25 protein-coding genes, 1 tRNA gene and 1 CRISPR repeat array are annotated in these 26832 nt (G+C 67.0%); of the genes, 12 read left to right on the top strand and 14 right to left on the bottom strand.

Annotated features, from left to right (window positions below):
* Positions 1–96: 96 nt before the first annotated feature.
* The 3 genes from ACFQI8_RS03245 to ACFQI8_RS03235 all read right to left on the bottom strand — a co-directional run bounded on the left by ACFQI8_RS03245 (position 97) and on the right by ACFQI8_RS03235 (position 1558).
* Entirely contained in the window at positions 97–516 is a 420-nt protein-coding gene (locus tag ACFQI8_RS03245) for a desampylase (RefSeq protein ID WP_390242771.1), read from the bottom strand.
* Entirely contained in the window at positions 503–1072 is a 570-nt protein-coding gene (locus ACFQI8_RS03240) for an NUDIX hydrolase (RefSeq protein WP_390242770.1), read from the bottom strand. Before ACFQI8_RS03240 ends, ACFQI8_RS03245 begins: the two co-directional genes overlap by 14 nt.
* A 72-nt stretch (positions 1073–1144) precedes the next feature.
* The gene (locus ACFQI8_RS03235; RefSeq protein ID WP_390242769.1) at positions 1145–1558 is read right to left on the bottom strand and encodes an Lrp/AsnC family transcriptional regulator; all 414 of its coding nucleotides are present in this window, start codon (positions 1556–1558) and stop codon (positions 1145–1147) included.
* A 97-nt stretch (positions 1559–1655) separates the two neighbouring features.
* Between ACFQI8_RS03235 and carA the strand changes: the two genes are divergently transcribed.
* Both carA and ACFQI8_RS03225 read left to right on the top strand, forming a co-directional pair.
* A complete protein-coding gene (gene carA, locus ACFQI8_RS03230; protein WP_390242768.1) occupies positions 1656–2738 on the top strand; it encodes a glutamine-hydrolyzing carbamoyl-phosphate synthase small subunit in 1083 nt (360 codons plus the stop codon).
* A gap of 174 nt (positions 2739–2912) precedes the next feature.
* Positions 2913–3950, top strand: a complete 1038-nt coding sequence (locus tag ACFQI8_RS03225) for a PAS domain-containing sensor histidine kinase (protein WP_390242767.1) — start codon at positions 2913–2915, stop codon at positions 3948–3950.
* A 43-nt stretch (positions 3951–3993) separates the two neighbouring features.
* Here the strand turns inward: ACFQI8_RS03225 and ACFQI8_RS03220 are convergent, their stop codons facing one another.
* Together ACFQI8_RS03220 and gatD are read right to left on the bottom strand one after the other, a co-directional pair.
* A complete protein-coding gene (locus tag ACFQI8_RS03220; RefSeq protein ID WP_390242766.1) occupies positions 3994–4902 on the bottom strand; it encodes a GNAT family N-acetyltransferase in 909 nt (302 codons plus the stop codon).
* 4 nt (positions 4903–4906) lie between these two features.
* Positions 4907–6154: a Glu-tRNA(Gln) amidotransferase subunit GatD gene (gene gatD, locus ACFQI8_RS03215; protein WP_390242765.1), complete on the bottom strand. Its 1248-nt coding sequence runs from the start codon at positions 6152–6154 to the stop codon at positions 4907–4909.
* Positions 6155–6397: 243 nt separating this feature from the next.
* Between gatD and ACFQI8_RS03210 the strand changes: the two genes are divergently transcribed.
* Positions 6398–6607: a PLDc N-terminal domain-containing protein gene (locus ACFQI8_RS03210; RefSeq protein ID WP_390242764.1), complete on the top strand. Its 210-nt coding sequence runs from the start codon at positions 6398–6400 to the stop codon at positions 6605–6607.
* Between the two features lie 97 nt (positions 6608–6704).
* Positions 6705–7199, top strand: coding sequence for a hypothetical protein (locus ACFQI8_RS03205; protein ID WP_390242763.1), 495 nt, complete (start codon positions 6705–6707; stop codon positions 7197–7199).
* 3 nt (positions 7200–7202) lie between these two features.
* On the opposite strand, the gene ACFQI8_RS03200 is transcribed toward ACFQI8_RS03205, so the two are convergent.
* Together ACFQI8_RS03200 and ACFQI8_RS03195 are read right to left on the bottom strand one after the other, a co-directional pair.
* Positions 7203–7856 (bottom strand): ArsR/SmtB family transcription factor, encoded by a 654-nt coding sequence (locus ACFQI8_RS03200; protein WP_390242762.1) that lies wholly within the window; start codon positions 7854–7856, stop codon positions 7203–7205.
* Positions 7857–7946: 90 nt separating this feature from the next.
* On the bottom strand, positions 7947–8624 hold the full coding sequence (locus ACFQI8_RS03195; RefSeq protein WP_390242761.1) for a DUF1405 domain-containing protein: 678 nt from the start codon (positions 8622–8624) through the stop codon (positions 7947–7949).
* Positions 8625–8817: 193 nt separating this feature from the next.
* Here ACFQI8_RS03195 and gpmI point away from each other — a divergent pair, with 193 nt between their 5' ends.
* Positions 8818–10398: a 2,3-bisphosphoglycerate-independent phosphoglycerate mutase gene (gene gpmI, locus ACFQI8_RS03190; protein ID WP_390242760.1), complete on the top strand. Its 1581-nt coding sequence runs from the start codon at positions 8818–8820 to the stop codon at positions 10396–10398.
* Between the two features lie 42 nt (positions 10399–10440).
* Here gpmI and ACFQI8_RS03185 read toward each other — a convergent pair whose 3' ends face one another.
* A complete protein-coding gene (locus ACFQI8_RS03185) occupies positions 10441–11073 on the bottom strand; it encodes a TVP38/TMEM64 family protein (protein ID WP_390242759.1) in 633 nt (210 codons plus the stop codon).
* Positions 11074–11163: 90 nt separating this feature from the next.
* Between ACFQI8_RS03185 and ACFQI8_RS03180 the strand changes: the two genes are divergently transcribed.
* Complete coding sequence (locus tag ACFQI8_RS03180) at positions 11164–11535, top strand: DUF5830 family protein (RefSeq protein WP_390242758.1); 372 nt, start codon at positions 11164–11166, stop codon at positions 11533–11535.
* 58 nt (positions 11536–11593) lie between these two features.
* On the opposite strand, the gene ACFQI8_RS03175 is transcribed toward ACFQI8_RS03180, so the two are convergent.
* On the bottom strand, positions 11594–12733 hold the full coding sequence (locus ACFQI8_RS03175) for a DUF7115 domain-containing protein (RefSeq protein WP_390242757.1): 1140 nt from the start codon (positions 12731–12733) through the stop codon (positions 11594–11596).
* 128 nt (positions 12734–12861) lie between these two features.
* On the opposite strand from ACFQI8_RS03175, the gene ACFQI8_RS03170 reads away from it, so the two are divergent.
* Positions 12862–13010: transfer RNA gene (locus tag ACFQI8_RS03170), tRNA-Met, on the top strand.
* Between the two features lie 127 nt (positions 13011–13137).
* A CRISPR array of direct repeats spans positions 13138–16319; the repeat unit is 30 nt; unit sequence GCTTCAACCCCACAAGGGTTCGTCTGAAAC.
* Between the two features lie 184 nt (positions 16320–16503).
* On the opposite strand, the gene ACFQI8_RS03165 is transcribed toward ACFQI8_RS03170, so the two are convergent.
* Positions 16504–17565 carry a CNNM domain-containing protein gene (locus ACFQI8_RS03165; protein WP_390242756.1) on the bottom strand — a complete coding sequence of 354 codons (1062 nt, stop codon included), beginning with the start codon at positions 17563–17565 and terminating at the stop codon, positions 16504–16506.
* A gap of 165 nt (positions 17566–17730) precedes the next feature.
* Here ACFQI8_RS03165 and ACFQI8_RS03160 point away from each other — a divergent pair, with 165 nt between their 5' ends.
* The 3 genes from ACFQI8_RS03160 to ACFQI8_RS03150 all read left to right on the top strand — a co-directional run bounded on the left by ACFQI8_RS03160 (position 17731) and on the right by ACFQI8_RS03150 (position 20176).
* Complete coding sequence (locus ACFQI8_RS03160) at positions 17731–18201, top strand: Lrp/AsnC family transcriptional regulator (RefSeq protein WP_390242755.1); 471 nt, start codon at positions 17731–17733, stop codon at positions 18199–18201.
* A gap of 634 nt (positions 18202–18835) precedes the next feature.
* Positions 18836–18988: an HVO_2523 family zinc finger protein gene (locus tag ACFQI8_RS03155; RefSeq protein ID WP_390242754.1), complete on the top strand. Its 153-nt coding sequence runs from the start codon at positions 18836–18838 to the stop codon at positions 18986–18988.
* A 168-nt stretch (positions 18989–19156) separates the two neighbouring features.
* Entirely contained in the window at positions 19157–20176 is a 1020-nt protein-coding gene (locus tag ACFQI8_RS03150) for a phytoene/squalene synthase family protein (protein ID WP_390242753.1), read from the top strand.
* Positions 20177–20425: 249 nt separating this feature from the next.
* On the opposite strand, the gene cruF is transcribed toward ACFQI8_RS03150, so the two are convergent.
* The 3 genes from cruF to ACFQI8_RS03135 are packed head-to-tail and all read right to left on the bottom strand — an operon-like array spanning position 20426 to position 23763.
* Positions 20426–21307: a bisanhydrobacterioruberin hydratase gene (gene cruF / locus ACFQI8_RS03145; protein ID WP_390242752.1), complete on the bottom strand. Its 882-nt coding sequence runs from the start codon at positions 21305–21307 to the stop codon at positions 20426–20428.
* A gap of 24 nt (positions 21308–21331) precedes the next feature.
* Positions 21332–22264, bottom strand: a complete 933-nt coding sequence (locus ACFQI8_RS03140; protein ID WP_390242751.1) for a prenyltransferase — start codon at positions 22262–22264, stop codon at positions 21332–21334.
* Entirely contained in the window at positions 22261–23763 is a 1503-nt protein-coding gene (locus tag ACFQI8_RS03135; RefSeq protein WP_390242750.1) for a phytoene desaturase family protein, read from the bottom strand. Before ACFQI8_RS03135 ends, ACFQI8_RS03140 begins: the two co-directional genes overlap by 4 nt.
* 95 nt (positions 23764–23858) lie before the next feature.
* On the opposite strand from ACFQI8_RS03135, the gene ACFQI8_RS03130 reads away from it, so the two are divergent.
* Both ACFQI8_RS03130 and ACFQI8_RS03125 read left to right on the top strand, forming a co-directional pair.
* Positions 23859–24551: an SDR family NAD(P)-dependent oxidoreductase gene (locus tag ACFQI8_RS03130; RefSeq protein WP_390242749.1), complete on the top strand. Its 693-nt coding sequence runs from the start codon at positions 23859–23861 to the stop codon at positions 24549–24551.
* Between the two features lie 75 nt (positions 24552–24626).
* The gene (locus ACFQI8_RS03125; RefSeq protein WP_390242748.1) at positions 24627–25448 is read left to right on the top strand and encodes a ZIP family metal transporter; all 822 of its coding nucleotides are present in this window, start codon (positions 24627–24629) and stop codon (positions 25446–25448) included.
* 34 nt (positions 25449–25482) lie between these two features.
* Here the strand turns inward: ACFQI8_RS03125 and ACFQI8_RS03120 are convergent, their stop codons facing one another.
* Entirely contained in the window at positions 25483–26793 is a 1311-nt protein-coding gene (locus ACFQI8_RS03120) for a phosphoribosylamine--glycine ligase (RefSeq protein WP_390242747.1), read from the bottom strand.
* Positions 26794–26832 lie beyond the last annotated feature (39 nt).

The following is a 26832-nucleotide window of genomic DNA, read 5'->3' as shown; positions in this document are numbered from 1 at the left end:
GGTTATTCTCACCGAAGCGCGCCGGCGGCGGGTCGCGCGACGGCGACCGGTCAGAGGGATGCTAGGTCACTCGACGGCGACTGGCCGAAGACCGAGTCACTCGACCGCGACGGCGAGTTCGCGGAACTCGTCACCGGTCCACTCGTGGGCGGTCAGCCGGCCGTCGGGCGAGCAGATGAGATAGACGTACCCCGGCCACGAGGCCTGTGCTCGGTCGGTCGCGCTCGGCACGGGGTCGGACTCGGGGTGCGAGTGGTAGAAGCCGACCGCGTCGCCGCCGGACGATTCGACCGCTTCGAGAATCGAAACCGTCTCCTCGGGGTCGAGTTCGTAGGCGACGCGCGGTTCGTCTGCGACGTTCGAAACGGGGTGGACGGCGGTGACGGTGCGCGCGTCGCGGTCGCCGGCGAGGACGCCACAAACCTCTGCGGGCGGGTCGCGGGCGGCACCCTCGCGGGCGTGCGAGAGCATCGAATCCCGCGCGTCGGATGCGAGCGAGAGCCTACTCGAAGTCACGGCGCATGGCGATTTCGAACCACGGGCAGAGGCGCAGTTGGCGGTACCACTCGGGGTGGTCGTGGAGGTGCTCGTAATCCGCCCAGAGTATGCCCGCAATCTCGTCTTCGTCGGGGTCGAGCGAGGTGTCTTCGAGCGTGACCTTCAGGACGGCACAGACCTCCCATTCGAGGCCGGCGTTCTCGTAGTAGCGCTTGTACTCGAACTTGTCCGTGACGCGGAGGTCGGAGTACTGGTCGGGCGTGATGCCGAGTTCCTCTTCGAGGCGCTCTTCGGTGGCCTCCGCTTGGGTCTGGCCCTCGACGGGGTGGGAGGCGACGGTGCCGTCCCAGGAGGTGTCCCACAGGCGCTTGTCGGGGGCGCGCTGGGCGAGGAGTAGCTGTCCCTCCTCGTTGAACACGAGGCAGGTGAACGCGCGGTGGCGGATGCCGTCGCCCGTGTGGGCGTCGAGTCGGTTGACCGTCCCCTCCGCGTTGTCGTCGGCGTCGACGGCGATGACGTCCTGCGCTGCGTTCTTGTGGAGTTCAGTAGCCTCGTCGGCCGCTGCGTTGCTCATGTGACTTCCGTCGGAGTCGGGGGTCAACTAAGCTTCGATGCGAATCGCGGACCACGGGTCGGCGGCGCGCCGTCAGCCGAGTCGCTCGTCGAGAATCAGGCGGGTTTTGGTGCTCTTCACGTCGTCGTGCTCGCGGGCGCGAGTGATGAGGTCGTTGACGGCGCGGGTGTCGGCGGCGTCGACGACGAGGACGATGTCCTCCTCGCCGGAGACCTGCCAGACGAAGTCCACGTCCTTCCAGTCGGCCATCAGCTCGGAGACGTCGTTGGTGTCGACGTCGACCGCGACGGTCACCTCTATCATCGCCTTCAGGTTCCCCGTGCGGGTCGAAATCGTAAAGCGCTCGATGACGCCCTCCTCGACCAACCGCTCGACGCGGTTTCTGACGGTCCCCTCGGAGGTCCCGACCTCGTCGGCAATCTCCGTGTTGGGGGTCCGAGCGTCCCGTCGAAGGATATCGAGGATGCGTCGGTCAAGCTCGTCCATACACCACGTGTCCCCCCCAGCGACTTACCGATTACGAATTTCGTAACTCGACTTCGAAAGCAACACTTATGCACCCGTGTTCCGTTCGTTTCTCGTAATGTCGGACGCCTATCTGGCGCTGGAAGACGGACGCGTGGTCGAAGCGCGTGGCCGTGTTCCGGGGCGCACACGCGGTGAACTGGTGTTCACAACCGCATATACGGGATACGAAGAGAGTCTGACCGACCCTTCGTACGAAGAACAAGTTCTCACCTTCTCGTACCCCCTCATCGGGAACTACGGCGTCCGAGCCGAGCGATTCGAGTCCGACCGGGTCCACCCTCGGGCGGCCGTCGCACGCGAGTTCACGGAGGAGGTCGTCGACTGGCTCGCAGACGAGGACGTTCCGGCGGTCGACCACCTCGACACGCGCGACCTCGTCACGTCCATCCGCGAGGAGGGCGCGATGAAGGTCGGAATCGCCGTCGGCGAGGACGTGACGCCCGAGGACGCGAAGGCGGAACTCGCACAGTGTAAGGGCATGAGCGAGCACGTCGATATCGGCGCGCAGGTCACCACGACCGAACTGACGACGTTCGAGGGCGACGGCGACACCACCGTCGCGCTCGTCGACTGCGGCGCGAAGGGCTCCATCGTGGACTCCCTCGTCGACCGCGGCGCGACGGTCCACGTGCTCCCCTACGACGCGGACGCCGAGGACGTGACCGCGCTCGCCCCCGACGTGCTTTTCATCTCGAACGGCCCCGGCGACCCCGAGAACTACACCGCGACGCGCGAACTCGTCGAGGAGTTCGCCGGCGATGTCCCGCTGGCTGGCATCTGCCTCGGCCAGCAGATCGTCGCCAGCGCGCTCGGCGGTACCACCGAGAAGATGGCCTTCGGCCACCGCGGCGTCAACCAGCCCGTCCGCGACCTCCAGACCGGCAAGGTCGTCATGACGACCCAGAACCACGGCTACACCGTCGCCGACCCCGGCGACGAACTCGACGTGACGCAGGTCAACGTCAACGACGACACCGCGGAGGGCCTCGCCAGCGAGGAACTGGGCGTCATCACGCGCCAGTACCACCCCGAAGCCCACCCCGGTCCCCACGACTCGCTCGGCTTCTTCGACGACGTGCTCGCCATGGCGGGTGCGGAGGGAAACGAGCCTAAGCCCCGAGTCGCCCCCTCGGACTGACCACCGCGACCGCGACCGACCCGGCCTCCGACTCTCGACGCCCCGGTCGATTGCACCCCGACCGTCGGCGGTCGAACACCGATTTTCAGATACCTCGCGCCACGAGCGACGCGACGCGCATTTCAGACCGAGGTGGTAGAAACTGTCAAACGGATTCCTAGCGTATACTCTGTGATGGACGACGTCTCGCTCATCGAACGCGGGTTCGAAGAGTTTCCGGCGACGATTGCGCTCCTCGACAGGCGTGGCGACATCGTCTACACGAACCGGGCGTGGCGGGCGTTCGCCGACGCGAACGACTACGACGGCGACCCCGATTCGACGGGTGTCAACTATCTCACGGTGTGCGATGCGGCCCGTGAGACCGACGAACTCGCGGGCGTCGTCGCCGACGGCATCCGCGCGGTACTCCGCGGCGACCGCGACCTCTTCACCGCCGAGTACCCGTGTCACTCGCCAACGGTGTTCCGGTGGTTCGCGCTCCGCGTCGTCGCGGTAGACACGCCGAGACACGGGACCTTCGCGCTCGTCGTCCACCTCGATATCACCGACAGACGGCTCACGGAACTGCAGGTCAACGAGAAAAACGAGCACCTCGCGGCGCTCGTCAGCGTGCTCGCCTCGGAACTCAAAGCCCAGCTCGCAACGGCCACCAAGTCGGCCGAACGACTCGCCGCAGTCGGCGGCGACGACGCGGTCGCGCTCTCCGAGAACCTCTCGCGCATCGCATCGCTCGTCGAGTGGGGCATCGGCATCGCCGAACAACCGAGCACGCTCGACCTCGCGCCGGTAGACTTCCGCGAGCACGTCGCGCAAGCACAGGCCGTCGCGTCGCTCGACGGCGGCGACGACGGCTCGATTCGGGTCGTCGGCGACGGGTCGCTCTTGGCCGATACCCACCTGTTCGGGCTCTTTCTGGTCGCGGTGCTCACGAACTGCTACGAGCGGAACGCGTCGCCCGGCCCGTCGTTCAGCGTCGTCGTGGGAACGACTGCCGACGGGTTCTACATCGACGACGACGGCCCCCACCCGTCCCCGGAAGAGCGCGCGGCGGCGACCCCGGATGTGACCCAGTTGCTCGGCGTCGACTACGACTCCCCGCATCTCCCGACGGCGCGACGAATCGCCGACCTGCACGGCTGGCAGTTCGACGTGGTGGACTCGGAACTCGGCGGGGCGCGCTTCGAAGTCCGCGGCGTCGACTGGAACTGACCGGCGTTCGGCCGGTCGTCGAAAACGGCGACCTGCGCGCCCGTCAGGAGACGTCGGCTTCCATGACGAACGTCGGCTCCTCGGCGAGGTCGCTCCGGGCGAGCGACGCGTCGGAGACCCAGTCGACGCGCTCGGGGAACAGGACGCGCGTCCGGTCCGCGCCGACCGAAGCGGCGTCGCGGCGGACGGCGTCCAACAGCGACCCACAGGCCGGCGCGTCGTCCCACGCGGCGACCGCGTACTCGGCCCACGTCTCTTCGTCCCCGTCGTCGGATTCGCGGGCGAAGCTCCGGTTGCGATAGGTGAAGCCGGTCGCGCGGTCGTCGCCGACGACGAACAGTCGGCCGTCGTCCGCGGCGTCGTGGAGGCGCTCGCGGGTCAGCTCGGAGAGCGCCCACGACTCGACGGGGTCGAGCGCGAGCCCCGACAGCGCGGTGCGGGCCTCACAGCCGGTCCAATAGGCCCACGCGGCGTCGGCGTCGTCGCCGACGGCCGTCTCCGGGTCGGCGGTCGGGTCGGGGTCGGGCATCGCCCACCGGAACTCGACGCCGGGGTCGAACCCGGCCGTGCGGGTGGTGCCGAGGCTCGGGACGTTCCACGAGTGGACCATGTTGCGGACGCGGCGCGCCCCGCGCTCGCGCGCCCAGTCGAGAAGCGCGTGCGAGAGCCGGGTCGCGAGCCCCTGCTCGCGGTAGTCGGGCGCGACGCGCATGCCCTGCGCCCAGCCTTCGTACGCCGAGAGCATGACGACCTGCGCGATGGCGGCAACGTCGTCGGAGGGCGTCTCCTCGCCCATATCGACGAGGAGGGTCGCCCGCTCCAACTCGCCGGGGGTAATCCAGTCGTGGTAGATGTCGGGGAGGTAGTCCGACACCCCGCGGTCGGCCCACGTGTCGCGGGTGAACGCGGCGACCGCGTCGTAGTCCTCGGGCCGCGCGGGTCGAATCTCCATCAGCTCACTCCCACGGGACCGAGCGCTGGGTCAGTTCGCCTTCGAGGTTCCGACCCATCGCGCCCGTCGGGTCGGCGACGTTGGCGAGCGCCCACAGCAACTTCACCTTCGCCGTGCCGGGGAGCGTGTCGCCCGCCTCGACGACGCCGGCGTCGAGCAGGTCGCGGCCGGTGTCGTAGACGCGGTCGCAGACGCGGCCTTCGAGACACTGCGAGGTCATGGCGACGACCGTGCCGTCGTCGACGAGCTCCTCGAACCGCGGGATGAGGTCGGTGTGGACGTGGCCGAGGCCCGTCCCCTCGATGACGACGCCGGCCTTCCCGTCGAGGTAGTCGAGCGCCGCGGGGTCCATCCCCGGCGTGAACTTCACGAGTTCCACGTCGGCTTCGAGGTCGGCGTGGAGCGCGAGGTCGGCCTCGCCGCGGGGGGCGTAGTCGCGGCGGAACGTGACCTCCTCGGCCTCGTAGTCGACCTCGCCGAGCGGCTTCGCGCCGACGGTCTCGAACGCGTCGCGCCGAGAGGTGTGGCTCTTTCGGACGCGCGTCCCCTCGTGGAGCGCGCAGACGTCGTCGGACTCCGAGGCGTGCATGCAGACCATGACCTCGGCGGCGTCGGCCTTCGCGGCCTCGACGGCGCAGACGGCGTTCATCACGTTGTCCGAGGAGGGCCGGTCCGCCGAGCGCTGACTGCCCGTGAAGACGATGGGCACGGGCGTGTCGAGCATGAACGACATCGCCGACGCGGAGAACTGCATCGTGTCGGTGCCGTGCATGACGACGACGCCGTCGGCCCCGGCCTCGATTTCCTCGGCGATGGCCTCGGCGAGGTCGACCCACACGTCGGTCGTCATGTTCTCCGAGAGGATGTTGGCGACGACGCGCCCGCGGTAGTTCGCCCGCCCCGCGAGGTCGGGGACGGCTCGGAGCACGTCCTCGGCGTCGAACTGCGCGGTCACCGCGCCCGTGCGGTAGTCGACCGTCGAGGCGATGGTCCCTCCGGTGGAGATGAGCGAGACGGTCGGGAGGTCGTCGTCGAACTCGATTTCGGAGGTGCCGTCGCCCTCGGACTGTGCGTCTTCGATGTCGTACACGTCGGTTTCGAGCACGTCCACGTCGGCTCCCTCGCGGGCGATGCCGACGTTGTACCCGCCGCCGAGCTTGACGACGAGGTGGTCCTCGGTGGAAGACGGCATGAGCACGCCTTCGTTCGTGACGTCCGCGCGGGTGACGCGGACGCGGTCCCCTGCGTTCATATCGCGGGATACCGCGGGGGAAGACTTCAAACCCACCATTCCACCTTTTTCCTCCTCGGGGTCGCCGGAGGCGACCCACTCACGGCAAAAATCTGGACCAAAAACGCCGAGTAACTCGCGTCGCTCGCTACTCGGTACGACGACCGGAGTTGAACCGAACCGGCCGGGTGCAACGAATGAGATGTCATCTCCCACGATATGACTGGCACAAGACATTTTAGCCGACCGTACGTCAGCCCGCGTATGCTCCCCACGATACTCCTCCAGTCGGGCGGCGCGGGTGCGCTCGTAATCGGCCTGCTGTTTTTCCTCCTGTTCCTCGGGATGGTGGTGTGGACGTACCGCGACGCGAAGCGAAACAGCAGTCACCCGGCGTTCCTCTGGGCCGTCGTCGTCTTCCTCGCGCCGCTTTTGGGACTCGTCCTGTACGTCATCCTCGGCCGCAACGCGTAGCTCCGAGACGGGCGGCGCACCGTCACGCGACGCGAACGGTCACCGCGGCTGACTCACCGGCACAAGAGCCATCAGGCTCGCCCGCGACCCTGTACGCATGCAACGGTCGGACCAGAAAGAGTCTGAGCAGTCCGTCGACGACGTGCTCTCCGGATTGACCCGCGACCGCGACGACGCGACGCAGACCAGCGCGTCGGCGTCGTCCGGCGGCGGTCGCCTCGGCGGGCTGTTCTCCCCGCGCGCGTTCCTCGCGGCGCTCCTGCTCTCCGTCGGCGGACTCCTCGTCGGCGGCGCGATTCCCATCGTCGGCTTTATCGGCCGGTTCGCCGGCATCGCCGCCGCCGGCTTCCTCCTCGGACTCGTCGGGTCGAAGCGACGCTACACGGAGGTCGTGCTCGCGGGCGCAATCGCCGCGGGCCTCGCGTTCGTCCTCTCGACGCTGTTCGCCGTGTTCGCGCCCTTCGCGGTGCAGTTGCTCGCGGACTACGGCGTCGCCATCGCGGGCGTCGGCGCGGCGAGCGGCGGGCTCGCGGGGCTGGTCGGTCACTACTTCGGCCGCGACCTCCGGACGGGCCTGACACAGGAGCTGTAGCCGTCAGTCGATTCGCCAGCGGTCCCCGTTGTGGGCGACGAGGCCGCCCTCGGCGAGGTGGTGGAGCGCGCTGTCGACGACCGCGGGGTCTGCGTTGAGGTCCTTCGCGACGCCGCGGACGGTGTCCGACCCGTTGGCGAGCGCGGCCAGAATCTCCGCGTAAAAGCGGCTGTCGGCGTCGACGCCGAGGCGGTCGTTGAGGCGGTCGAGCACGTCGGTGATGCGGCCCTGCACCCACCGCTGGGCCAAGGAGAGTTCGTTGTCGAGTTCCTCCAGTTTCCCGAGTTCGCGCGCCAATTCCGAGACGTTGTCGGTGCCGGCGTTCTCGACTTCGAGCGTCACGTGCGGACAGCGCCCGGCCATGTCGAGGCTCGGACTCGGTGGGTAGGCGCTTTTCGCGCCGAACCCGTACGGCGAGACGTTCACCTCCAGTCGGAGGTTCCGCGAGATGTGGAAGTACTTGCGCCGCTGGTCGTCGGTGCGCGACTCGATGAGCCCCGCGTCCTCCAGCTTTCGGAGGTGGTCGATGACGGCCTTGGGGCTGACGCCGAGGTACTCGCTTATCTCGGTGACGTAGCACGGTTTGTGCGAGAGCAACCGCAGGATGCGCCGGCGGTTTTCGTTCCCGAGTAGGTCGAGCAGTACCGCGGAGTCCATTACGAGGTCATAGACTGCCGGTGGGGAAAAGCCTGACTCATGTGAGTCTCAACGCCGTCGTGCGATTAGCGATTGCGACTCGCGGGGCGCTCACGGGGCCGTCTCCGGGGGGTCCGAGAGGTGGTCGAACGCCCGCGACGCGAGCACCACCGCGAGGAACGAGAGGGCGACGGTGATACCCGCGAGGAGCGCCCCCGCCTCGTACTTCAACGGCGGGTAGTAGCCGAGGCCGTAGTCGAACACGTCGTTGACGAGCGCGAGGACGAGGGCGAACCCGAGTGCGCCCTTCGTGGTCGCCCCGTAGCGCGGGACGACGAGCGCGAGCGCGAGAAAGCCCGCGTGGGTGAGCATGATGCCCCAGTAGTCCCAGAGCGCGGCCCCGGAGAAGCCGACGTAGAGGTCGGGCCGGAGGTTGAGCGCGACGACCGTCCAGACGCCGTACTTGACGAGCCAGACGAACGCGAGGGTGTGGAGGTACGCGAGCGGCCGGTTGACGGGCGCGTCGGCGACGCGGCGACCGAGGTTCGGAAGCAGTGTCGCGGCCGAAAGCGTCATCAGCGCGAGGGCGGTCGGCGAGTCGCCGAAAAGCGGGTAGAGAAACGTCGGCAGGTCCGAGAGCGCGGGGTCGGAGTGGACGTAGAAGCTCACCCCGACGAGGAACGCGGCGGCGTTGAGGACGAGGAAGACGACGAGGCTCGGGCCGTTTCCGAGGTAGTACTCCGTCCAGTCGTCGAGCGCCGCGTCGAGGTCGAAATCGCGCAGACCCATCGCCGAGTTCGACGGCGCGCCGAAAGAAAAGGCCGTCGGGGTGGGGGCGTCACGGTGCGGGCGTCACGGTGGGGGCGTCGCGGCCGACGGCCGTCCGCCGGCGATTCGAGGTCCCTCCCCCTCCGTACGCGATACGTTGTCATCCCATGTCGGGAGCAAAGGAAAGTTACCCCGGCGCGCCGAACGGCGACGTATGGACGCAGCACTCATTATCCTCGACGGGTGGGGACTCGGCGACCACGACCGCCGCGACGCCATCAAGGCGGCGGACACGCCGAACTTCGACCGCTACCGCGACGCGGGCGCGTTCGGGACGCTCATCGTCGACGGCCGGCGCGTCGGCCTCCCGGACGGCCAGATGGGCAACAGCGAGGTCGGCCACCTCAACATCGGGGCCGGTCGGGTCGTCAAGCAGGCGTACACCCGCATCGGCGACAGCATCGACGACGGCTCGTTCTTCGAGAACGAGGCCATCACGGCCGCCTACGACCACGCCGACGAACACGGCGGGCGCGTCCACCTCATGGGTCTCGTCTCCGACGGCGGCGTCCACTCCGACCAACAGCACCTCCACGCGCTCATCGAACTCGCCGCCGGCCGCGGCGTCGAGGCCGTCACCCACGCCTTTACCGACGGCCGCGACACCAGCCCCACCGGCGGCGAGGAATACCTCTCTGACCTCGAAGCCGTCGCCGAAGAGCAGGGAACCGGCGGGGTCGCCACCGTCTCCGGGCGCTACTACGCGATGGACCGCGACCAGAACTGGGAGCGCACCAAGCGCGCCTACGACGCCATCGTCGAGCGCGAGGCGGAGTGGACCGCCGACACCGCCGTCGACGCCGTCACCGAGTCGTACGACCGCGGCGACACCGACGAGTTCGTCGAGCCGACCGTCGTCGACGACGCGCCCGCGCTCGAAGACGGCGACTCGGTCGTCTTCTTCAACTTCCGCGCCGACCGCGCGCGACAGCTCGTGCGGATGCTCTGCGACATCGAGCCCGTCTGGGAGTTCGAGACGACGCCGCCGGAGATTCTCATGACGACGATGACGCAGTACGACAAGACGTTCGACGTCTCTGTCGCCTCCCCGCCGGAACAGCCCGAGGACACGCTCGGCGAGGTGCTCGCCGGGGCGGACATGACGCAGTTGCGCATGGCCGAATCGGAGAAGTACCCCCACGTCACCTACTTCCTCAACGGCGGCCGCGAGGTCGAGTTCGACGGCGAGATTCGGAACATCGTCGAGAGCCCCGACGTGCCGACCTACGACCTCCAACCCGAGATGTCCGCGGTGGAGCTCACAGACACGGCCATCGGCATCATCGAGTCCGACGACCCGAACGTGATGGTGCTCAACTACGCCAACCCCGACATGGTCGGCCACACCGGCGACTACGAGGCCGCCATCGAAGCGGTCGAGGCCGTCGACGAACAGCTCGGGCGGCTCGTCGAGAGCGTCCGCGCCCACGGCGGTCACGTCTGTATCACCGCCGACCACGGCAACGCCGACGACATGGGCACCGAAGACGACCCCCACACGGCCCACACGTTCAACCCCGTCCCGTTCGTCTACCTCGCGGCCGACCGCGACGACGAGGCGGCCGCGGAGAACGACCCCGAGGGCGAGCACGCCGAAGTCGACCCCGACCACCCGCTTTCGGGCGGCCGAACCGTCCGCGAGGGTGGCTCGCTGTGCGACATCGCGCCGACTCTCCTCGAACTCGTCGACGTCGACCAGCCGGCCGCGATGACCGGCGAGTCGCTGTTAGAATAGGTCACCACCCGCACGCTCGGTTCGGTTTTCTTTCGCGTTCCCCTACGCGCCCGACTCGCCTCGGTAGCGACGGTACGCAGTCGGCACGAGCATCGACACGCCCGCGACGGCGGCGAGGACGACGAACTCCGGGCGGACGGCCGCGGCCAGTGACTCCGTCGTGAGCGTCTCGACCGACGCGCCGGCGATGACGCCCGCGACGGCCCACGGGAGTTCGCCGACGGCGGTCCCGAGCGCGAACGCGCCGAGTCGGACGTTGGCGACGCCCGCCGCCACCGACACCACGTCGGAGGGGATCGGCAACAGACGGCTCGCGGCCACGCCCGTCACCGACCCCGTCTGTTCGACCGTCCGCTCGCCGACCGCGGCGAGTCTGGTGGTGCCCCGGTAGCGCCGCGCGAAGAGGTACGGCGGGACGCTCGTGAGGACGATGAGCGCCAGCGCCAACGGCACGCCGGCGGGTCCGAGGCCGTAGCCGACGACGAGCGCGAGAAGCGTCGTCGGCCACGCGAGAAGCGGGCGCACGACCGCGAGCGCGCTCACGACGACGACGAGTCGCACGGGGTCCGCGGCGACCCACGCCGCGCGCGAGATGACGGTGGCTGGCGACGCGAGCAGGAGACCGGCGACGACGGCCGCGAGCGCGAGGCCGGCGGCGAGACGCGGACGGGGCACGGAAGCTCTGCGGTTCGTCGTCGCGCGGCGACCAAACGCTTTGTGCTTCGGAGGGCTTTAGCCCGCTCCGATTCGATTGGCTCCCGAACCGTGACCGAGCCCACACGCGACGAGCGCGTCGAACTCGCGCTCGACCTCCTCGCGCATCTCGAAGCCGACGAACTCTCTCTCGCAGAGCTTGTCGACCGCATCGAGACGGTCACCACGGACCCGACGCTCACCCGCGACATCCTCGACGCGGCGGAGCTTCGCGGCATCATCGAGCGCGACGGCGGCCGCATCCGTCACAACCGCGGCGGCACGTTCGTCCGGTTCGAGAGTCAGGTCGTCCAACGCGAGGGCGACTTCGACTGTCGCCGCTGTGGCGCGTCCGTCTCGACGGGCCACTTCGTGCGGTTCGAGTCCGGCGAACTCGGGCCGTTCGGCTCGTCGTGTGTCAGAAAAGTGCTCGGTCGGGAGTGACGCTCGCGGGCGGTCGCGACCGGGCCGGAGGCCGCGTTCCCGGAGGCCACGTTCCGCGCTACCGCCCGCGGCGGAGTTCTTCGATGAGCTGTTCGACCAGCTCCTGCTGGTAGCGAATCTGCTCGCTTTGGGCCTCGACGACCTCGCGGAGCGACTCGATTTCGGCGGCGAGTTCGGCGTAGTCGGTGTCCGAACCGTCGCCCCCGGCCGCCTCGGAGTCGGCGGCCGATTCGAAGCCGGACCCCTCGAACCCGAGGTCGCCGGCGTCGGCGACGTTGCCGGCCGACTGCTCGGTGACCGGCGATTCGGTGGCCGACTGAGTCGTCGCGGCCTCGGCCGCCTTCGCCTCCGCCACCGCGCCGGTCGCCGGCGCGGACTCGACGGACTGGGTCTGGGCGGTCCGCTGGCTCGGTTCGGCGGGCGCGTCGCCCTCGGAGCGGGTGGCGTTCGACGGTTCGTCGGAGAGTTCGCCGGGGTTCGCGCTCAGGGGGTCGGGCCCCGCGCCGAAGTCGGTGTTGTCGCGCTCCGTGTCGGCGGACTCGGCGGTCGCCCGCGCTTTCTCCATCTGGACGCGGAACTCTTCGAGACTACCGACGCCGTGGTAGTCACACAGCGCCCGCGCGAGTTTCTCGCGGACGAGCCGCGCCTGCTCGTTGGGAATCTTGAACCGCTCTTGGCGGCCGTCGACGGTGAGCACGACCGTCGTGGCGACGCTTCCCGACTCGAATTCGAGGTCGGTCACGTCGGCGAAGCGGTACGACTCGTAGTCCTCGTCCCAGACCGCACTTCCGATGTGCCGGACGACGCGTGCGTCGGTGATGACGAACGTGAGTTCGCTGAATCGGAACGCCTGAACCAGGCGCTCGCCGTCTTCGTCGGTCACGCCGGCGGCCGCGAGGACGCCCTCGACGACGGGCTGGAGCGCGTCGTCGAGTCGCTTCGCCGACAGCGAGAACGTCTCGCTTCCGTCGAGGCCGTAGTCGAGCGATATCTTCGCTTTTCGTCGCCCCTCCTTGACGGACAGTCGTTCGGCGGCGTGCGAGAATTCGTCGACGGACTCGTCCGAGAGGAGGCCTTCGGCCCGATAGACGAGCGTCCGCGTCGGAGTTACAAACAGTTCGTCCTCGCCCCCGAGGTGGACGCGCGTTACCACGTCTTCCTCTCCGAGGACGGACTGGACGATCTCCGGTTGGCTCATGCGTGTGTGCACCCGGTGTTGGGACATAAATCCGCGGGTGATGACTCGAATCGAGTGGCGTGGTGACTCGGCCCGTGGCCGCCGCAGATGAGAAGCTTAAATACAACCAGCACACAACGGGAAGTTGAGCCCGGGTGGCTTAGCTGGACATAGCGCCGCACTCATAGGGTTTCACAATCGGTGCGGAACGCCTTGGAAGCCTCCGCCCCTCGCGAGGTCATGCCGGCCTCGCACCTGGGACATGCGGAGATCGTGGGTTCGGAGCCCACCCCGGGCATTCTTCGATTCAGTCGCGTAAACAACCACAACGTGAGTCGCGACGCCATCTCCCGATTCCCACTGGAAGCGATGGTTCTCTCTGCTGTCGCGTCACCGGCGGTTGTGACGGCCGTTCTCTCGAACGAGACTCAACCCCACAGAAGTTTGTCTGAAACTCTCCGAAGCCGGTGAACGGGCCGAGTTTCATCACGATGCTTCAACCCCACAAGGGTTCGTCTGAAACGGGCAGGACGGACATGACTGATTCTGATTCGAAGGCTTCAACCCCACAAGGGTTCGTCTGAAACAATAGCCCCTAACGCCGCGTAGAGCAATTTTCAGACGCTTCAACCCCACAAGGGTTCGTCTGAAACTTGCCACGGGCACAGTGACGCCCGGACAGGTCGTTGCTTCAACCCCACAAGGGTTCGTCTGAAACGCGTTCACCCACGCGATGACCGTCTCGGTCAACGCGCTTCAACCCCACAAGGGTTCGTCTGAAACCGAGATCCGCGGCGTCACCCCACGACAGATCGAGCGTGCTTCAACCCCACAAGGGTTCGTCTGAAACTCGATCAGCTCTCCCGAGCCTACGCTCGCGTCGGGCTTCAACCCCACAAGGGTTCGTCTGAAACGACCAACACCTGCCGGTGGAGGGTCACTCGCCTCGAAGCTTCAACCCCACAAGGGTTCGTCTGAAACCCGCTTCCGGTCGTCCCCGAGGTTCAGTCGGAACGCGCTTCAACCCCACAAGGGTTCGTCTGAAACGGTAGACGCCCACCGCGGCGATGATGAGCGTCAGGCTTCAACCCCACAAGGGTTCGTCTGAAACGACGATGATCCACTCCATCAGGCCTCGCCTCCGTTGCTTCAACCCCACAAGGGTTCGTCTGAAACCCTACTTGAGGACACGTCTGAATCCGCAGAAACGACGTGGCTTCAACCCCACAAGGGTTCGTCTGAAACGCCGTACCCGAATATCGACGGGGCGACTGAGCCGACGCTTCAACCCCACAAGGGTTCGTCTGAAACAACTGGCCCGCAAACTTCGAGCGGACGCCAGCGAGCGCTTCAACCCCACAAGGGTTCGTCTGAAACTACGATCTCGCTCATGACTTCGGCTGGCTCGTGGTCGCTTCAACCCCACAAGGGTTCGTCTGAAACGCTGGTGCGGCTGGTGCGACACTCGACATCGGGACGCTTCAACCCCACAAGGGTTCGTCTGAAACACGAGTTCGTGATGTTTGAAGGTGATGTCTAATGGTGCTTCAACCCCACAAGGGTTCGTCTGAAACTGTGACGTCCTCGAGGCCGACGACACGGACGACGTGCTTCAACCCCACAAGGGTTCGTCTGAAACCCAGAATCTCACCGAGTCAATCGCCGGTCCGCAACCGCTTCAACCCCACAAGGGTTCGTCTGAAACGGCCGTCGCCGCGCTCTTTGATGACGTCGTCGAGGACCAGCTTCAACCCCACAAGGGTTCGTCTGAAACCCGTAGTCGTCCGACAGCGGGCTCGGGTTCGTGAGCTTCAACCCCACAAGGGTTCGTCTGAAACCGGATGCCCGTCGCGAGTGTCTCGTTGAGTTCCAAGCTTCAACCCCACAAGGGTTCGTCTGAAACACCCAGCCGGTGACGCCGTCTCCCCCGACCCGAACGCTTCAACCCCACAAGGGTTCGTCTGAAACCGGGTTGCCAGGCATGACCGACGTCGTCTCATCGGTGCTTCAACCCCACAAGGGTTCGTCTGAAACGAGGCGTGGCCGTTCGGACAGACGTATCAGCACGCGAGCTTCAACCCCACAAGGGTTCGTCTGAAACTCGTCGTCGGCCTCGTCCTTCCGCGGGCAGTACTGCTTCAACCCCACAAGGGTTCGTCTGAAACATTGTAGCGAAGCCGACGTGTTTCGGCACATTCGGCTTCAACCCCACAAGGGTTCGTCTGAAACTCCTGGTCGCGATCGTCGCGGTCGTGGTCACCACCGGCTTCAACCCCACAAGGGTTCGTCTGAAACTACGGGTACTCCATCCGGATGTTATCGTAGTGGTACGCTTCAACCCCACAAGGGTTCGTCTGAAACTCAATGACTGTTAGCAACTCGCCACCTCCAAAGTCGCTTCAACCCCACAAGGGTTCGTCTGAAACACGATGCTGTCCGTGTAGCCAGCGCCGAGGCCGCGGCTTCAACCCCACAAGGGTTCGTCTGAAACCGCCGTCGAGCCTACTGAGCATCTTCGCCGGCAGGCGGCTTCAACCCCACAAGGGTTCGTCTGAAACCAATCGCATCCCCCTCGATGACTGGCGCTGACGAATCGCTTCAACCCCACAAGGGTTCGTCTGAAACTCGTATGAGTCATCAGGTTAGGGTCGCTTTCGAGGCTTCAACCCCACAAGGGTTCGTCTGAAACCCGGCCGCCAGCGAGTAATGTCGACATCACGATGCTCGCTTCAACCCCACAAGGGTTCGTCTGAAACGAGTCGACAGTCCATCTCGAACTACCTCAAAGACGAGGCTTCAACCCCACAAGGGTTCGTCTGAAACCGGTTTCAGGTGCCTGTGGTGGGGCAGGCTCCCCCCGCTTCAACCCCACCAGGGTTCGTCTGAAACTGAAATCGACGCACAGTACGTCGGTGTCTACTCACGAGCTTCAACCCCACAAGGGTTCGTCTGAAACTTTCGGTCATCGTCTCATGCTCTGTTGGTCGTAGCTTCAACCCCACAAGGGTTCGTCTGAAACCTCCGGCGGGACGCGCCCTACTCCACGGTTACGAGTGCTTCAACCCCACAAGGGTTCGTCTGAAACTATCGCTATCCCTCCGGTCCCTTCTACCATTAGGGGCTTCAACCCCACAAGGGTTCGTCTGAAACTAGTGCGTGTCTAACTTCTCTTCGAGCAGCGAGCGCTTCAACCCCACAAGGGTTCGTCTGAAACCACTTTCGGGCACATTCCCGATCCGGCGCGTGTTCCGGCTTCAACCCCACAAGGGTTCGTCTGAAACAGTGGCCGTGATGGGCGATGTCGACGAGGCGATGCGCGCTTCAACCCCACAAGGGTTCGTCTGAAACCAGTGTTGACGGTGCCACTCTGCACCCTCTTCTGACGCTTCAACCCCACAAGGGTTCGTCTGAAACACCCGCCAGCAGCGCGTCGAGTACGTCCGAGACGGCTTCAACCCCACAAGGGTTCGTCTGAAACCATCATCGAGGCCATCATCGAGGCCAGAGTGTTCAGCGCTTCAACCCCACAAGGGTTCGTCTGAAACGAGTGGAGCCGCTACGTGACCGCTCTCGCGGAGCTTCAACCCCACAAGGGTTCGTCTGAAACCGTCCCGAATTCACGGGTACAGAACGCTGTACAGCCCGAACTCAAAAGAGTGTTTCCGTCGACCTCCAATTCCCCCGTACCCCCCGGGGGGTCGACGGAAGCGAAGGCCCAACCGAGTCTGTTGAGACCGATTCTTCGGTCAGTCTCCGACTTGTCACATGGGACCGCAACCACGACCGCCGTGTTAGTCGAGCGGGTCGTCGAGTTCGCCCATGACCGCTTCGAGGGCGTCGGTCGCGGTGAGCAGGCCGACGACCGCGCCGTCTCGCAGGACGAGCGCGAGTTCCTGGTCTTCGGCCTGGAACTGGTCGAACGCGTCGCTGACGTTCGTGTCGGCGGCGAGCGTCATCGTCGGCGCGGCGATTTCCTCGAACGAGCGCTCGCCGGCCCGGAGCGCCTCGAAGTTGTCGATGATAGAGGGCGCGTAGACGACGCCGCGGAAGTCGGTGAGCGAGTCGCCGACGAGCGGGAAGCGGGTGTGTGGGGTGTTCCGAATCCGGTCGAAGTTCTCGCCGGGCGTCGCCGCCGTCGAGAGCGCGACGATGTCGGTACTGGGAATCATAATCTCGCTGATGGAGAGCTCGTCCACGTCGAGCGCGTTGAGCACCTCGTCGCGGCGCTCCTCGGGGAGTTCGCCCTCTTCGAGCAGGGAGTGCAGGCGCTCGCGGAGTTGGCCGCGGGACTCGATGACGTCGGTCTCGGTTTCGAGCCACGCGCCCGACATCTCGATGCCGAAGAGTTTGAGCGTCCACTTGGCGACCCAGTCGCCGAACTTGATGATGGGCGAGATGGCGACGTAGAACCAGTGGAGCGGCGTCGCGCCGTAGCGACAGACCATGCGGGAGCGCTCGACGCCGAGGTACGTCGGCGTCTGCTCTCCGTGGGTGAGGTGCAGGAGATTGATAATTAGGTAGGCGATGAGCGCGCCGGCCCCGACGGTCGCGAGCGTCGTCCCGGCGAAAATCGGTTCGAGTAGCGGTTCGAACAGCGCCGCCAGCGCGGGCTCGGCGACGATACCGACGGCGATGCTGGACGCCGTGATTCCGACCTGACAGGTCGTGAGATACAGTTCGAGCTCTTGGGTCATCTCCCAGGCCCGTTCGAGTCGAGAATCCCCGTCGATGAATTCGGACTCGGTGAACTGCCGCGCGCGGGTCAGTGCGAACTCGATAGCGACGAAGAAACCGTTCGTGAGGATGAGTAGCGCCCCCGCGACGAGGCGTATGCCGATCTCTGTTGGGTTCATCTGTGTCGGTGGTACGCCCGTTGGCGCTCGACCCGTTAGAAAGCACCGGCCGTCCGAGGCTATATGTAGTAGTTTATCGGAAGCCGAATATTAGTCGATTTGAACCGTGGTTCCGATACTGCTGGCCGAGAGAGTTAATGGTACGGGCGACAGACGGACAGACGAATGACGGGTCGAGAACTCGACGCGCTGGACAGACAGATACTGTACACGTTGCAGGCGGAGGCGCGCCGCACGTCGTCGACCGACATCGCCGACGAACTCGACGCCTCGGCGAGCACCGTCCGGAACCGCATCCAGCGGCTCGAAGCCGATGGGGTGCTCCGCGGCTATCACGCCGACGTGGACTACGAGCGCGCGGGCTACCAGCTGTACACGCTCATCGTCTGTACGGCGCCGATTCCGGAGCGCGAGGAACTAGCCGAGGCCGCCGCCGCGGTCCCCGGCGTCGTCGAGGTACAGGAGGTGATGACCGGCGAGCGGAACGTCATGGTTCGGGCCATCGGCGTCGACGGCGACGATCTCAGCCGAATCGGCGAGGAGTTAGACGAGTTGGGCCTCCGCGTCTCCGACGAGGACCTGATTCGGAACACCCACCGCAGTCCGTACGCGAAGTTCGGCGACGGCGACGAGTGACCGACTGCACGAGCGGCGACACGCCGCCTCACGGCTGAATTCGACTCGCTTCGTCTCCGGTGATACGGTTCCCGAACTACCGGTACAGCTTTGACAGGTGATAACGAACTGGTAATCACCGTTGTCAGAGACCCTCCCGTTCGCGTCGGTCTCTCACCGAACGAACGCTCCCCCACCCACCACCCACAACCAGAGCGGTTCAACGCGCTCCGACAACGGGTAGACGCAGTTGCGACAGCGTCGCGCGGTCGAGGCCCCGCACTCGCCGCGTGGTACGCTACGTGGTTTCATCGGACGACCGCGCCCGGTCGTTCGCTTCCGACGGCGTCCGCGCCTCGGTTTTTTCGTTCTCCGCCGCCCGTGACCCGTGAGCAGATACCAGCGCGTCTTCTCCATCGACTGTTCGTTCGACTGATTGGTCGAGCGCGGTATTATTCTCGCGGGTGCTGTTCGACGCGACGGGGCCGACTCGGCGACGACCGCACATGAGCGGTGTTCCAGTTCCGTCCCAAACTCGGGTGGCGTCCGGACGTGCCGAGTCCCCCCTCGCCACCGGGCCGAACGAGGCCGAGCCGACTGCGGACTCCGCCGACAGCAGTAAGGGATATGTCGGTCGCGTCCTACGAAAACTCGTATGGACGACGACGCCGGACGGAACGCGTGCGCCATCGAATCCCCGAAGGGCAGACCCTGCCCCCTCTGCGGCACGTCGATGGACCACCGCCACTGTAAGTACGTCTGCCCGGAACACGGGGTCGTCTACGACTGTAGCGACACGTTCTGGTAACGAAAACTGACAGAAGACGCCCGAAACGAGACCGCCGCGAAGTCGGCGGGTTCGCGGGTTGATTTCACGGCGGCACGAAGCGTTATGTCGGCGGCGACCGAACTAACGGTCGTCCCCATCGGTCAGCTCAGTTGGTCCCGAGACGGACGCGGCCACGCACACGAAACGATGCTCAATGAATCACAGGTCGAGGCGGGAAAAGACATCCAACAGCGGACGGGAAAGACGTTCTACTTCGCGACGCGGCTCCTTCCCGAGCGCGTCAGACACGCCACGTACGTCCTGTACGCGTTCTTCCGCGTCGCCGACGAGGTCGTCGACGCCGAGGAGACCGCGCCGCCGGCCCAACAGCGCGAGCGTCTCGAACGCCTCCGCGCCGAGGCGCTCGGCTCGGCGGAGACCGACGACCCCGTCCTGTCGGCGTTCGCCGAACTCAGAGCGCGCTACGGCATCGACGCCGACGACGTGAACGTCTTCATCGATGCCATGGAGTCGGACATCGAGAAGGACCGCTACGAGAGCTACGAGGAGTTAGAGGCGTACATGGACGGGTCGGCCTCGGCGGTCGGCCGAATGATGACCGCCGTCATGCGGCCCGACGACCCCGAGGCGGCGCTCCCGCACGCGACGGCGCTCGGACAGGCGTTTCAGATGTCGAACTTTCTCCGCGACGTGGGCGAAGACGTGGTCGAGCGCGACCGCGTCTACCTCCCACAGACGACGCTGGACCGCCACGACGTCGACACGGAACAGCTACTCGACCTCGACTTCGACGCGCGCGTCGCCGACGTGATGCGCGACGAACTCCGCCGAACGGAGTCGCTGTACCGCAACGGCGTCGCCGGCATCGAGTACCTCCCCGCGGACTGCCAGTTCCCGGTGTTGCTCTCGGCGGTGCTGTACGCCGACCACCACCGGTCGATTCGAAAGCTCGACTACGACACCCTCACGACGACGCCCGAACTCGGCTTCGGGCGGAAGCTCACCCTCCTCGCGAAGACCGCGGCGTACTGGGCAGTCTGGCGCGACCCCGTGGCCGTGTTCAAGACCGTCAGCGTCGTTCCCTACCCCGACGACGAGGAACTCGACGCGGAGTTCGGCCCCGGTTCGACGCCGGTCGGCCGCAGTCGGCGGAGCGGGCGCGTCTCCGGGTGGCTCCGGTCACTGAACCGCTGGGGCTCCGACTGAGCGCGCAGTTTCTCCCCGAGTGAAACGGTTTAGCTGTTGTCCTTCTCGCTTCTCCCCCGACACGCCTCCGTCGAACGCAACCTCGTCAGCGACGCCACCGCCGGCTTCGGGACGGTGTCCAGTTGGCTCCCGTTCACCGACCCCGTGGCCGACCCCGTGGCCGCGGCCACGCTCGTCGGCTTCGAGTGGTTCTTCTCGGCTTCGGCCTGCCCAAGTGGAAACGACTCCCGCGAGCGATTGCCTCGCGCCTCAGGAGCGCCACGGCAACCGCCGGGGAAGCCGCAGGAGCCGCGAGTCGAACCGATCCGTCTTGAGCAGTCCGACGCCGAACAGCGCGGCGACCGCGACGGGTACCCAGTTGCCGAACCACGCGTTGATGCCGCCCCAGAGGATGACGAAGCTCACGAGGTCGTCGAGCATGAACTCCGTGCGGTCGAGTCGGGCGAGAAGCGCCTCCCGGTCGAACGACCAGTCGAGCGCGACGACGGCGACGGTGGCGCTGACGACCCAGCCGGCGTAGTTCGAAAGCGGGACGCCGTAGAACAACAGTGCGTCGTCGGCGAGGCGGTCGTACTCCCAGAAGCCGAGCGCGACCGCGCCGGGGTCGAGCACCACGTCCATGGCGAGCACGGCCGCGATGACGACGCCGAGGCGGACGGCCCCGTTGCGGGCGCGGTCGCCCAGCAGGAGCAGACACAGCAGGTAGGCGTTCATCACGAGCGGGATGAAAAACACCGGCAAGCCGACCGGAACCCCGGCGACCGTCGGGCCGAGGTCGACGCCGTAGTGGAACCAGCCGTAGGGCCAGCCCGTGGTGACGCCGGTGTACTCGACGGTGTAGGCGTAGGCGGTGAGCGCGCCGACGCCGAGGGCGGCCCGCCGGGTCACGAGCGGGAGGACGCCCACGACGAGCGGCGAGCGCATCACGACCGTCCCGAGGAGGATGAGAGACGCGTTGAACGCGAGCGGGGCGGGGAGCCAGCCCATCGCGCTGGCGACGAGGAGCACCGCGCCGTTCAGCGGGAAGAACACCGAGATGGTAAACCGGTTGTCGCGCACGAGTCGGTCGAGGGCGGTTTCCGCCTCGCGGCGGGTGGACGGCAGGCGCGCTCGCAGGTCGCTCACGCTCACGGGCGCACCCCCGGGGACTCGCGTTCACCCATAGACGAGCCTCCAGAGCGCCCCGAGGGTGATGAGCATGCCGACGACGGTGTTGATGACGGGGTACCACCAGTACGCCCGGTCCACGTCGACGCCGGCGGCGACGATGCCGAGGACGACGGCCGGATAGGCCGCCAAGAGCGCGCCGAGTCGGCGGTCGACCGCGGCGAAGGCGACGGCGGCGAGTCCCCACGTCGCGGCGCAGTACCAGTAGGTTCGGCGCTCGCCGAGGGCCGTCGCGGTCGTCCGAACCCCGGCCTCGCGGTCGGGTTCGATGTCGGGAATCGCGGAGAACGTGTGCATCCCCATCGTCCAGAGCCACGCGCCCGCGACGGCGAGTATCGGGGGATTCGAGCCCGAGACGGCCGCGTAGGCGGCGACGCCCGGCAGGACGTACAGGCCGTTCGACACCGAGTCGAAAAGCGGCGTCGTCTTGAACCGAAGCGGCGGCGCGCTGTACTCGACGGCGAGGAAGAAATGCGCGGCGAGCCACGGCCACGCGACCCGCGGGACGACGGCGAACAGGCCGAGTCCGAGCAGGCCGCTCGCGGCGACGACGGCGGTGTTTACTGGGTCGCCGCGCCAGCGAGCCTCGCGGTCGTCTTTCTTCGGGTTCGCCTCGTCCACGTCGGCGTCGAACACGTCGTTGACGCCGTAGAGAAAGACGTTCGCGGGGACCAGAAAGTACGCGAACAGGGCGAGCGGTTCGAGGCCGAACAGGTCGGCGGGGGCGCTCGCGGCCGCCGCCACGCCGACGACGACGGGGCCGGCGAGGTAGAGCCAGAACCGGGGCCGCGAGAGGACCGCGAGATAGACGAGTCGGTCCCGCAGACCGCCGTCCCCTCGTCCGCCACCGCCGGGCGCGCCGGCCTCGCCGCCTTCGCCGCCCTCGCCGGCCTCGGTCTGTGTGGCCATGTCGGCGCTCACCTCGCGTCGTCGGCCATCTCCTCGGCGGTGAGTTGGCCGCTGATGAGACACATCGGGACGCCGATGCCCGGCGTGGTGAACGAGCCGGTGAAGTAGAGGCCGTCGACCGCGTCGGAGCCGTGCGGCGGGCGGAGGAGCGCCGTCTGGAACAGCGTGTGGGCGAGGCCGAGGGCGGTTCCCTGCGTGCTGTTGTAGCGCGATTTGAAGTCGTTCACGCAGAACGACTCCTCGACGACGATTCTGTCCCGGAGGTCGACGCCGGTGTTGTCGGCGATGTCGGCGAGGACGAGGTCGCGGTAGTTCTCTCGGAGTTCGGGCGTGTCCTCCAACCCGGCGGCGATGGGGACGAGCGCGAACAGGTTGCTGTGGCCCTCCGGCGCGACCGAGTCGTCGGTCTTCGACGGCACACAGAGGTAGTACGCGGGGTCGTCTGGCCACGCCGGGTCGTCGAATATCGTCTCGAAGTGGTCGTCCCAGTCGGTGGGCAAGACGAGCGTGTGATGGGCGAGTTCGTCCACGTCGCCCTCGACGCCGAGGTAGAGCAGGAACGCCGAGGGGGCGTACGTCCGGGAGTCCCAGTAGTCGGCGTCGTACTGGCGCTTCTTCTCCGGGAGGAGTTCCTGTTCGGTGTGGGCGTAGTCCGCGTCGGAGACGACTTGGTCGCAGAGGAACTCGCGGCCGTCTTCGGTGCGGACGGCGAACCCGCCGCGGCGACCGGCGATTTCGGCCACGGGCGAGTCGGTGTGGAACTCGACGCCCAGCTCCTCGGCGAGGTCGACGATGGCGTCGACGACGCCCCCGAGGCCGCCGTCGGGGTAGTAGACGCCCATGTTGAAGTCGACGTGGCTCATGAGGTTGTAGAGCGCCGGGGTGTTGTTCGGCGCGCCGCCGAGGAACACCAGCGTGTACTGCATTATCTGCTGGAGCTTCGGGTGGTCGAAGTAGTTCTCGACGTGGTCCTGCATCGAGCCGACGAGCGACAGCCCCCACGAGTACCGGAACACGTCGAGGTCGATGTAGTCGGTGAGGTCCGGGCGGTCGGTGTAGACGAAGTGCTCCATCCCGATGCGGTAGTTCCGCTCGGCCTTCCGGAGGTAGTCGTCGAGCCTGTCGCCCGCGCCGGGTTCGTACGACTCGAAGGTGGCCTTGTTGGCCGCGACGTCGGGGAGCATGTCCACGCGGTCGCCGTCCTTGAAGAAGATTCGGTAGTGCGGGTCGAGCCGAGTCAGCCCGTAGTAGTCCTCGGGGCGCTTGCCGAAGTAGGCGAAGAACCGCTCGAACACGTCGGGCATGAGGTACCACGACGGCCCCATGTCGAACCGGAAGCCGTCGCGTTCGAGCGTGCTGGCTCGGCCGCCGAGCTGTTCGTTCTTCTCCAACAGCGTCACGTCGGCACCCGCGTCCGCGAGGTAGCACGCCGTCGAGAGGCCGCCGAAGCCGCCGCCGACGACGACGACGGACTCCCCGGCGAGAGAGTCGAGAGCCGAGACAGAATTCATGTCCGTTCGTAAGGACGTGGAGGACATAAATCGACTGACCGAATCGACCGCCGTCGGGGGGTAGCTTTAGGCTCGGTCCATCCGTACGGCCCCGCATGAACGACACCACCGCGGTGGTCACAGGCGCGAGTTCCGGCATCGGCGCGGCGGTCGCACGCGCCCTCGGTCAGGCCGGCGCGACCGTCGTCGCCTGCGCCCGCGACGCCGACGCCCTCCAGTCGGTCGTCGACGACATCGAGGCCGGCGGCGGGACCGCCAGCGCCGTCCGCGCCGACGTGCGCGACGAACTCGACATGGAGCGCCTGATGGAGACGGCGGCCCGCACCGGCGGACGCATCGACGTGCTCGTCGCCAACGCCGCCGTCGCCCACGGCACCCCCGGTGAGATGCGCACGCCCGAGGAGTCCTACGCGGCGTTCGACGACACGCTCCGCACGAACGTCCGCGGGGTCTTCGCGGCGGTCAAAGAGGCGCTCCCGCACATGGCCGACGACGGGCGCATCCTCGTCCCCTCCGGCTCTATCGCCCGCGAGGCGAAGCCGGGGATGGGCGCGTACGCCGTCTCCAAGGCGGCCGCCGAGGCGCTCGTCCGGGGGTTCGCCGCCGACTGCGACCGGACCGTGACGGTCGTCGACCCCGGCCTCGTCGCCACCGACCTCACCGGCGGACAGGGCCGCGACCCCGACGAGGTGGCCGACCTGTTCGTCTGGGCGGCGACCGACGCCGACCCCGCCGAGTTCGACGGCGACATCGCGGACCTCAAGGCGTGGAAGCGGGCGACGCGGTGAGGTCCCTCAGCGATTCGACCCCCGCGTTCCGCCGGAACCGCGCCTCTTATTAATCCGAACCGTTTCGTTCATAATATGAACCGTTCGACGGCCATCGGCGCGGGGAGCGTCGTGGCGCTCGTCGCGCTCTCGGGGTACGCCGCGAGCGTCGAGGCGTGGAACCTGCTCGTCGTCTCGTGGGCCGCCTTCGGCGCGATGGCGCTCGCCGCGCCCCTCGGCGCGCGGAGCCGGACCGAACACGCCGAGGGACTCGTCTGGGGCTACGGCCTCGCCAGCGGCGCGATGGTGACGAGCGCCGCGGTGTTTCTGGTCCCGCAGGCGCTCGGCCACCACCCCCAGTTCGGCGGCTTCGGCATCGCCTTCGGCATCCTCGCGGGCTTCGCCGCCCACACCGTCGGCCACCGCTTCGCCCACATGGAGTTCCCCGTGGACCGCACCGTGACCGAGCTCTCGGCGCACGCCGTCTCCGCGGGCGCGATTATCGGCATCGTCTACGGCAACATCGACGTGGGCGTCGGCCTCGGCCTCGCCATCGTCTCGCACAAGGGCCCGGCCGGCTACGCCGCCGCCCGCCGGCTCTCGGGACAGGGCAAGTCGGTCGCGCCGTTGCTCCTCCCCGCGGCGGGCCTCGGCATCGCCGCCATCGTCTCCAGCGCCGTGTCGCTCCCCGCGACCGACGCCTTCCGCGGCCTCGTCTTCGGCTTCGCCTCCGGCGTGTTCCTCCACGTCGCCATGGACTTCCTCCCGCGCTGTGAAATCGGAAGCGAGATTCACGAACTGCTGTCCGTCGAAGACGGCCACGCTCACGCGGTTCTCGACCGGCTCCGGGTCCACGCCGCGCTGAGCACCGCCGTCGGCGGCCTCGCCGTCTTCGCCGCGTGGCTGGCGCTCAACTAATCGACTCCCGACGAACCGACCCCCGAGGAATCGACTACTCGCCGGCCGGGCCGAGGTAGCCCCACGCGAGCAGTCGGTCGCCGTCGCCGGCGATCCACCGCTCGCCGATGTCGTCGCGGTAGTACAGGTTCGGAATGACGATGTCGTCGACGCGGTCGTACGCCTGTCGTCTCGCCTCCTGCATCGTCTCGCCCGTCCCGGTGACGACGAGCGGGATACCGCTCTCGCCGGCGGCGCGCCACTGCCCGTCGACGAGCTTTGCGTCCTCGATGTGAACGCCCTCGCGGCTGTCGGTCTCGAAGACGACCGCCGCGTTCCGCGAGTTCTCGTCGTAGGTCTGTTTGTCGGTGAACGGGAACGGCGGCAGGACGATGCGGACCGCGATTTGGTAGCCGCCGTGAACCGATAGCTCGGGGTCGTTGCCGTGGGCGAGGTCGGAGAAGAACTGCGCGGTCGACGACTCGAACGACTCCTCTTGGAGCGTAATCGTCGGGTAACCGAACCGGGGGGTGAACTCCAGCGGGTAGATGCCGTGTTCGTTGACGATGCAGTTGATGTCGATACTCCCGACGTAGCCCTCCTCGGCGAGCCACGGTTCGAGTCGGCCCAGCGTCTCCTCGAACAGCCGGTTCCGCCCGGCCCAGAACATCGAGGTGCCCATCTCGCCGGTCGAGGGGCCGATGTTGCCCGGAAACAGCTTCTTGTGCTCGAAGTTGAAGTTCACCGGGTCGACGAACGTCTCCCCGTTGAAGAAGCCGCAGACGGCGATTTCGACGCCTTCGACCTTCCGCTGGAGCTGAAAGCCCTTCATCCGGTGGCCCCACGCCTGCTTGTACGCGCGGAGCACTTCGACCACGTCGCTCCCGTCGTCCTCGTTGCCGACGTAGAGGAGGCGCTTGACGTTCTGCACCTCGCCGAGCGGCTTGATGACGTAGGGGGCGCGGTTCCGCCGGACGTACTCGATTCCCTCGTCGAAGTCGTTGAAGACGCGCTGTTCGACCGTGCTCACGCCGTGGGCCTCCAGTACGTCCATCGCGTAGCCGCGGTCCTCTTCGAGGCGGTCGGTGTTGGGCGTCCCGCCGACGACGGCGTGTCCCTCCTCGCGGAGTTCCTGTGCCAGCGCGCCGGTTCCGATGTCGGAGCCGACCCAGATGTCGTCGAAGACGATGACGTCGGCCCAGTCGACCTCCGCGCGCCAGTCGTCGGTCTTCGGGACGAAGCCGTCGCCGATTTCCCTGTCGCGCTCGGCCTCGATGTAGTACCGCACGTCGTGGCCCTCCCTGTGGACCTGCCACGCGAGGTCGGTGATGAGCGCGGCGTCCGCCGACACGAAGAGGAAGTTCATAGCCGACAACTTGGGCGGCGGACTGAAAACTGTATGCGT

Source organism: Haloferax chudinovii (assembly GCF_042663345.1).
GTDB lineage: Archaea > Halobacteriota > Halobacteria > Halobacteriales > Haloferacaceae > Haloferax > Haloferax chudinovii.
This window is presented reverse-complemented; position numbering and strand designations above follow the sequence as displayed.

Coding starts and splice junctions, on each gene's coding strand:
- ACFQI8_RS03240 (WP_390242770.1), bottom strand. CDS start 1,072: ATGAGCAACGCAGCGGCCGACGAGGCTACTGAACTCCACAAGAACGCA.
- ACFQI8_RS03235 (WP_390242769.1), bottom strand. CDS start 1,558: ATGGACGAGCTTGACCGACGCATCCTCGATATCCTTCGACGGGACGCT.
- carA (WP_390242768.1), top strand. CDS start 1,656: ATGTCGGACGCCTATCTGGCGCTGGAAGACGGACGCGTGGTCGAAGCG.
- ACFQI8_RS03225 (WP_390242767.1), top strand. CDS start 2,913: ATGGACGACGTCTCGCTCATCGAACGCGGGTTCGAAGAGTTTCCGGCG.
- ACFQI8_RS03220 (WP_390242766.1), bottom strand. CDS start 4,902: ATGGAGATTCGACCCGCGCGGCCCGAGGACTACGACGCGGTCGCCGCG.
- gatD (WP_390242765.1), bottom strand. CDS start 6,154: ATGAACGCAGGGGACCGCGTCCGCGTCACCCGCGCGGACGTCACGAAC.
- ACFQI8_RS03210 (WP_390242764.1), top strand. CDS start 6,398: ATGCTCCCCACGATACTCCTCCAGTCGGGCGGCGCGGGTGCGCTCGTA.
- ACFQI8_RS03205 (WP_390242763.1), top strand. CDS start 6,705: ATGCAACGGTCGGACCAGAAAGAGTCTGAGCAGTCCGTCGACGACGTG.
- ACFQI8_RS03200 (WP_390242762.1), bottom strand. CDS start 7,856: ATGGACTCCGCGGTACTGCTCGACCTACTCGGGAACGAAAACCGCCGG.
- ACFQI8_RS03195 (WP_390242761.1), bottom strand. CDS start 8,624: ATGGGTCTGCGCGATTTCGACCTCGACGCGGCGCTCGACGACTGGACG.
- gpmI (WP_390242760.1), top strand. CDS start 8,818: ATGGACGCAGCACTCATTATCCTCGACGGGTGGGGACTCGGCGACCAC.
- ACFQI8_RS03175 (WP_390242757.1), bottom strand. CDS start 12,733: ATGAGCCAACCGGAGATCGTCCAGTCCGTCCTCGGAGAGGAAGACGTG.
- ACFQI8_RS03165 (WP_390242756.1), bottom strand. CDS start 17,565: ATGAACCCAACAGAGATCGGCATACGCCTCGTCGCGGGGGCGCTACTC.
- ACFQI8_RS03160 (WP_390242755.1), top strand. CDS start 17,731: ATGACGGGTCGAGAACTCGACGCGCTGGACAGACAGATACTGTACACG.
- ACFQI8_RS03155 (WP_390242754.1), top strand. CDS start 18,836: ATGGACGACGACGCCGGACGGAACGCGTGCGCCATCGAATCCCCGAAG.
- ACFQI8_RS03150 (WP_390242753.1), top strand. CDS start 19,157: ATGCTCAATGAATCACAGGTCGAGGCGGGAAAAGACATCCAACAGCGG.
- ACFQI8_RS03135 (WP_390242750.1), bottom strand. CDS start 23,763: ATGAATTCTGTCTCGGCTCTCGACTCTCTCGCCGGGGAGTCCGTCGTC.
- ACFQI8_RS03130 (WP_390242749.1), top strand. CDS start 23,859: ATGAACGACACCACCGCGGTGGTCACAGGCGCGAGTTCCGGCATCGGC.
- ACFQI8_RS03125 (WP_390242748.1), top strand. CDS start 24,627: ATGAACCGTTCGACGGCCATCGGCGCGGGGAGCGTCGTGGCGCTCGTC.
- ACFQI8_RS03120 (WP_390242747.1), bottom strand. CDS start 26,793: ATGAACTTCCTCTTCGTGTCGGCGGACGCCGCGCTCATCACCGACCTC.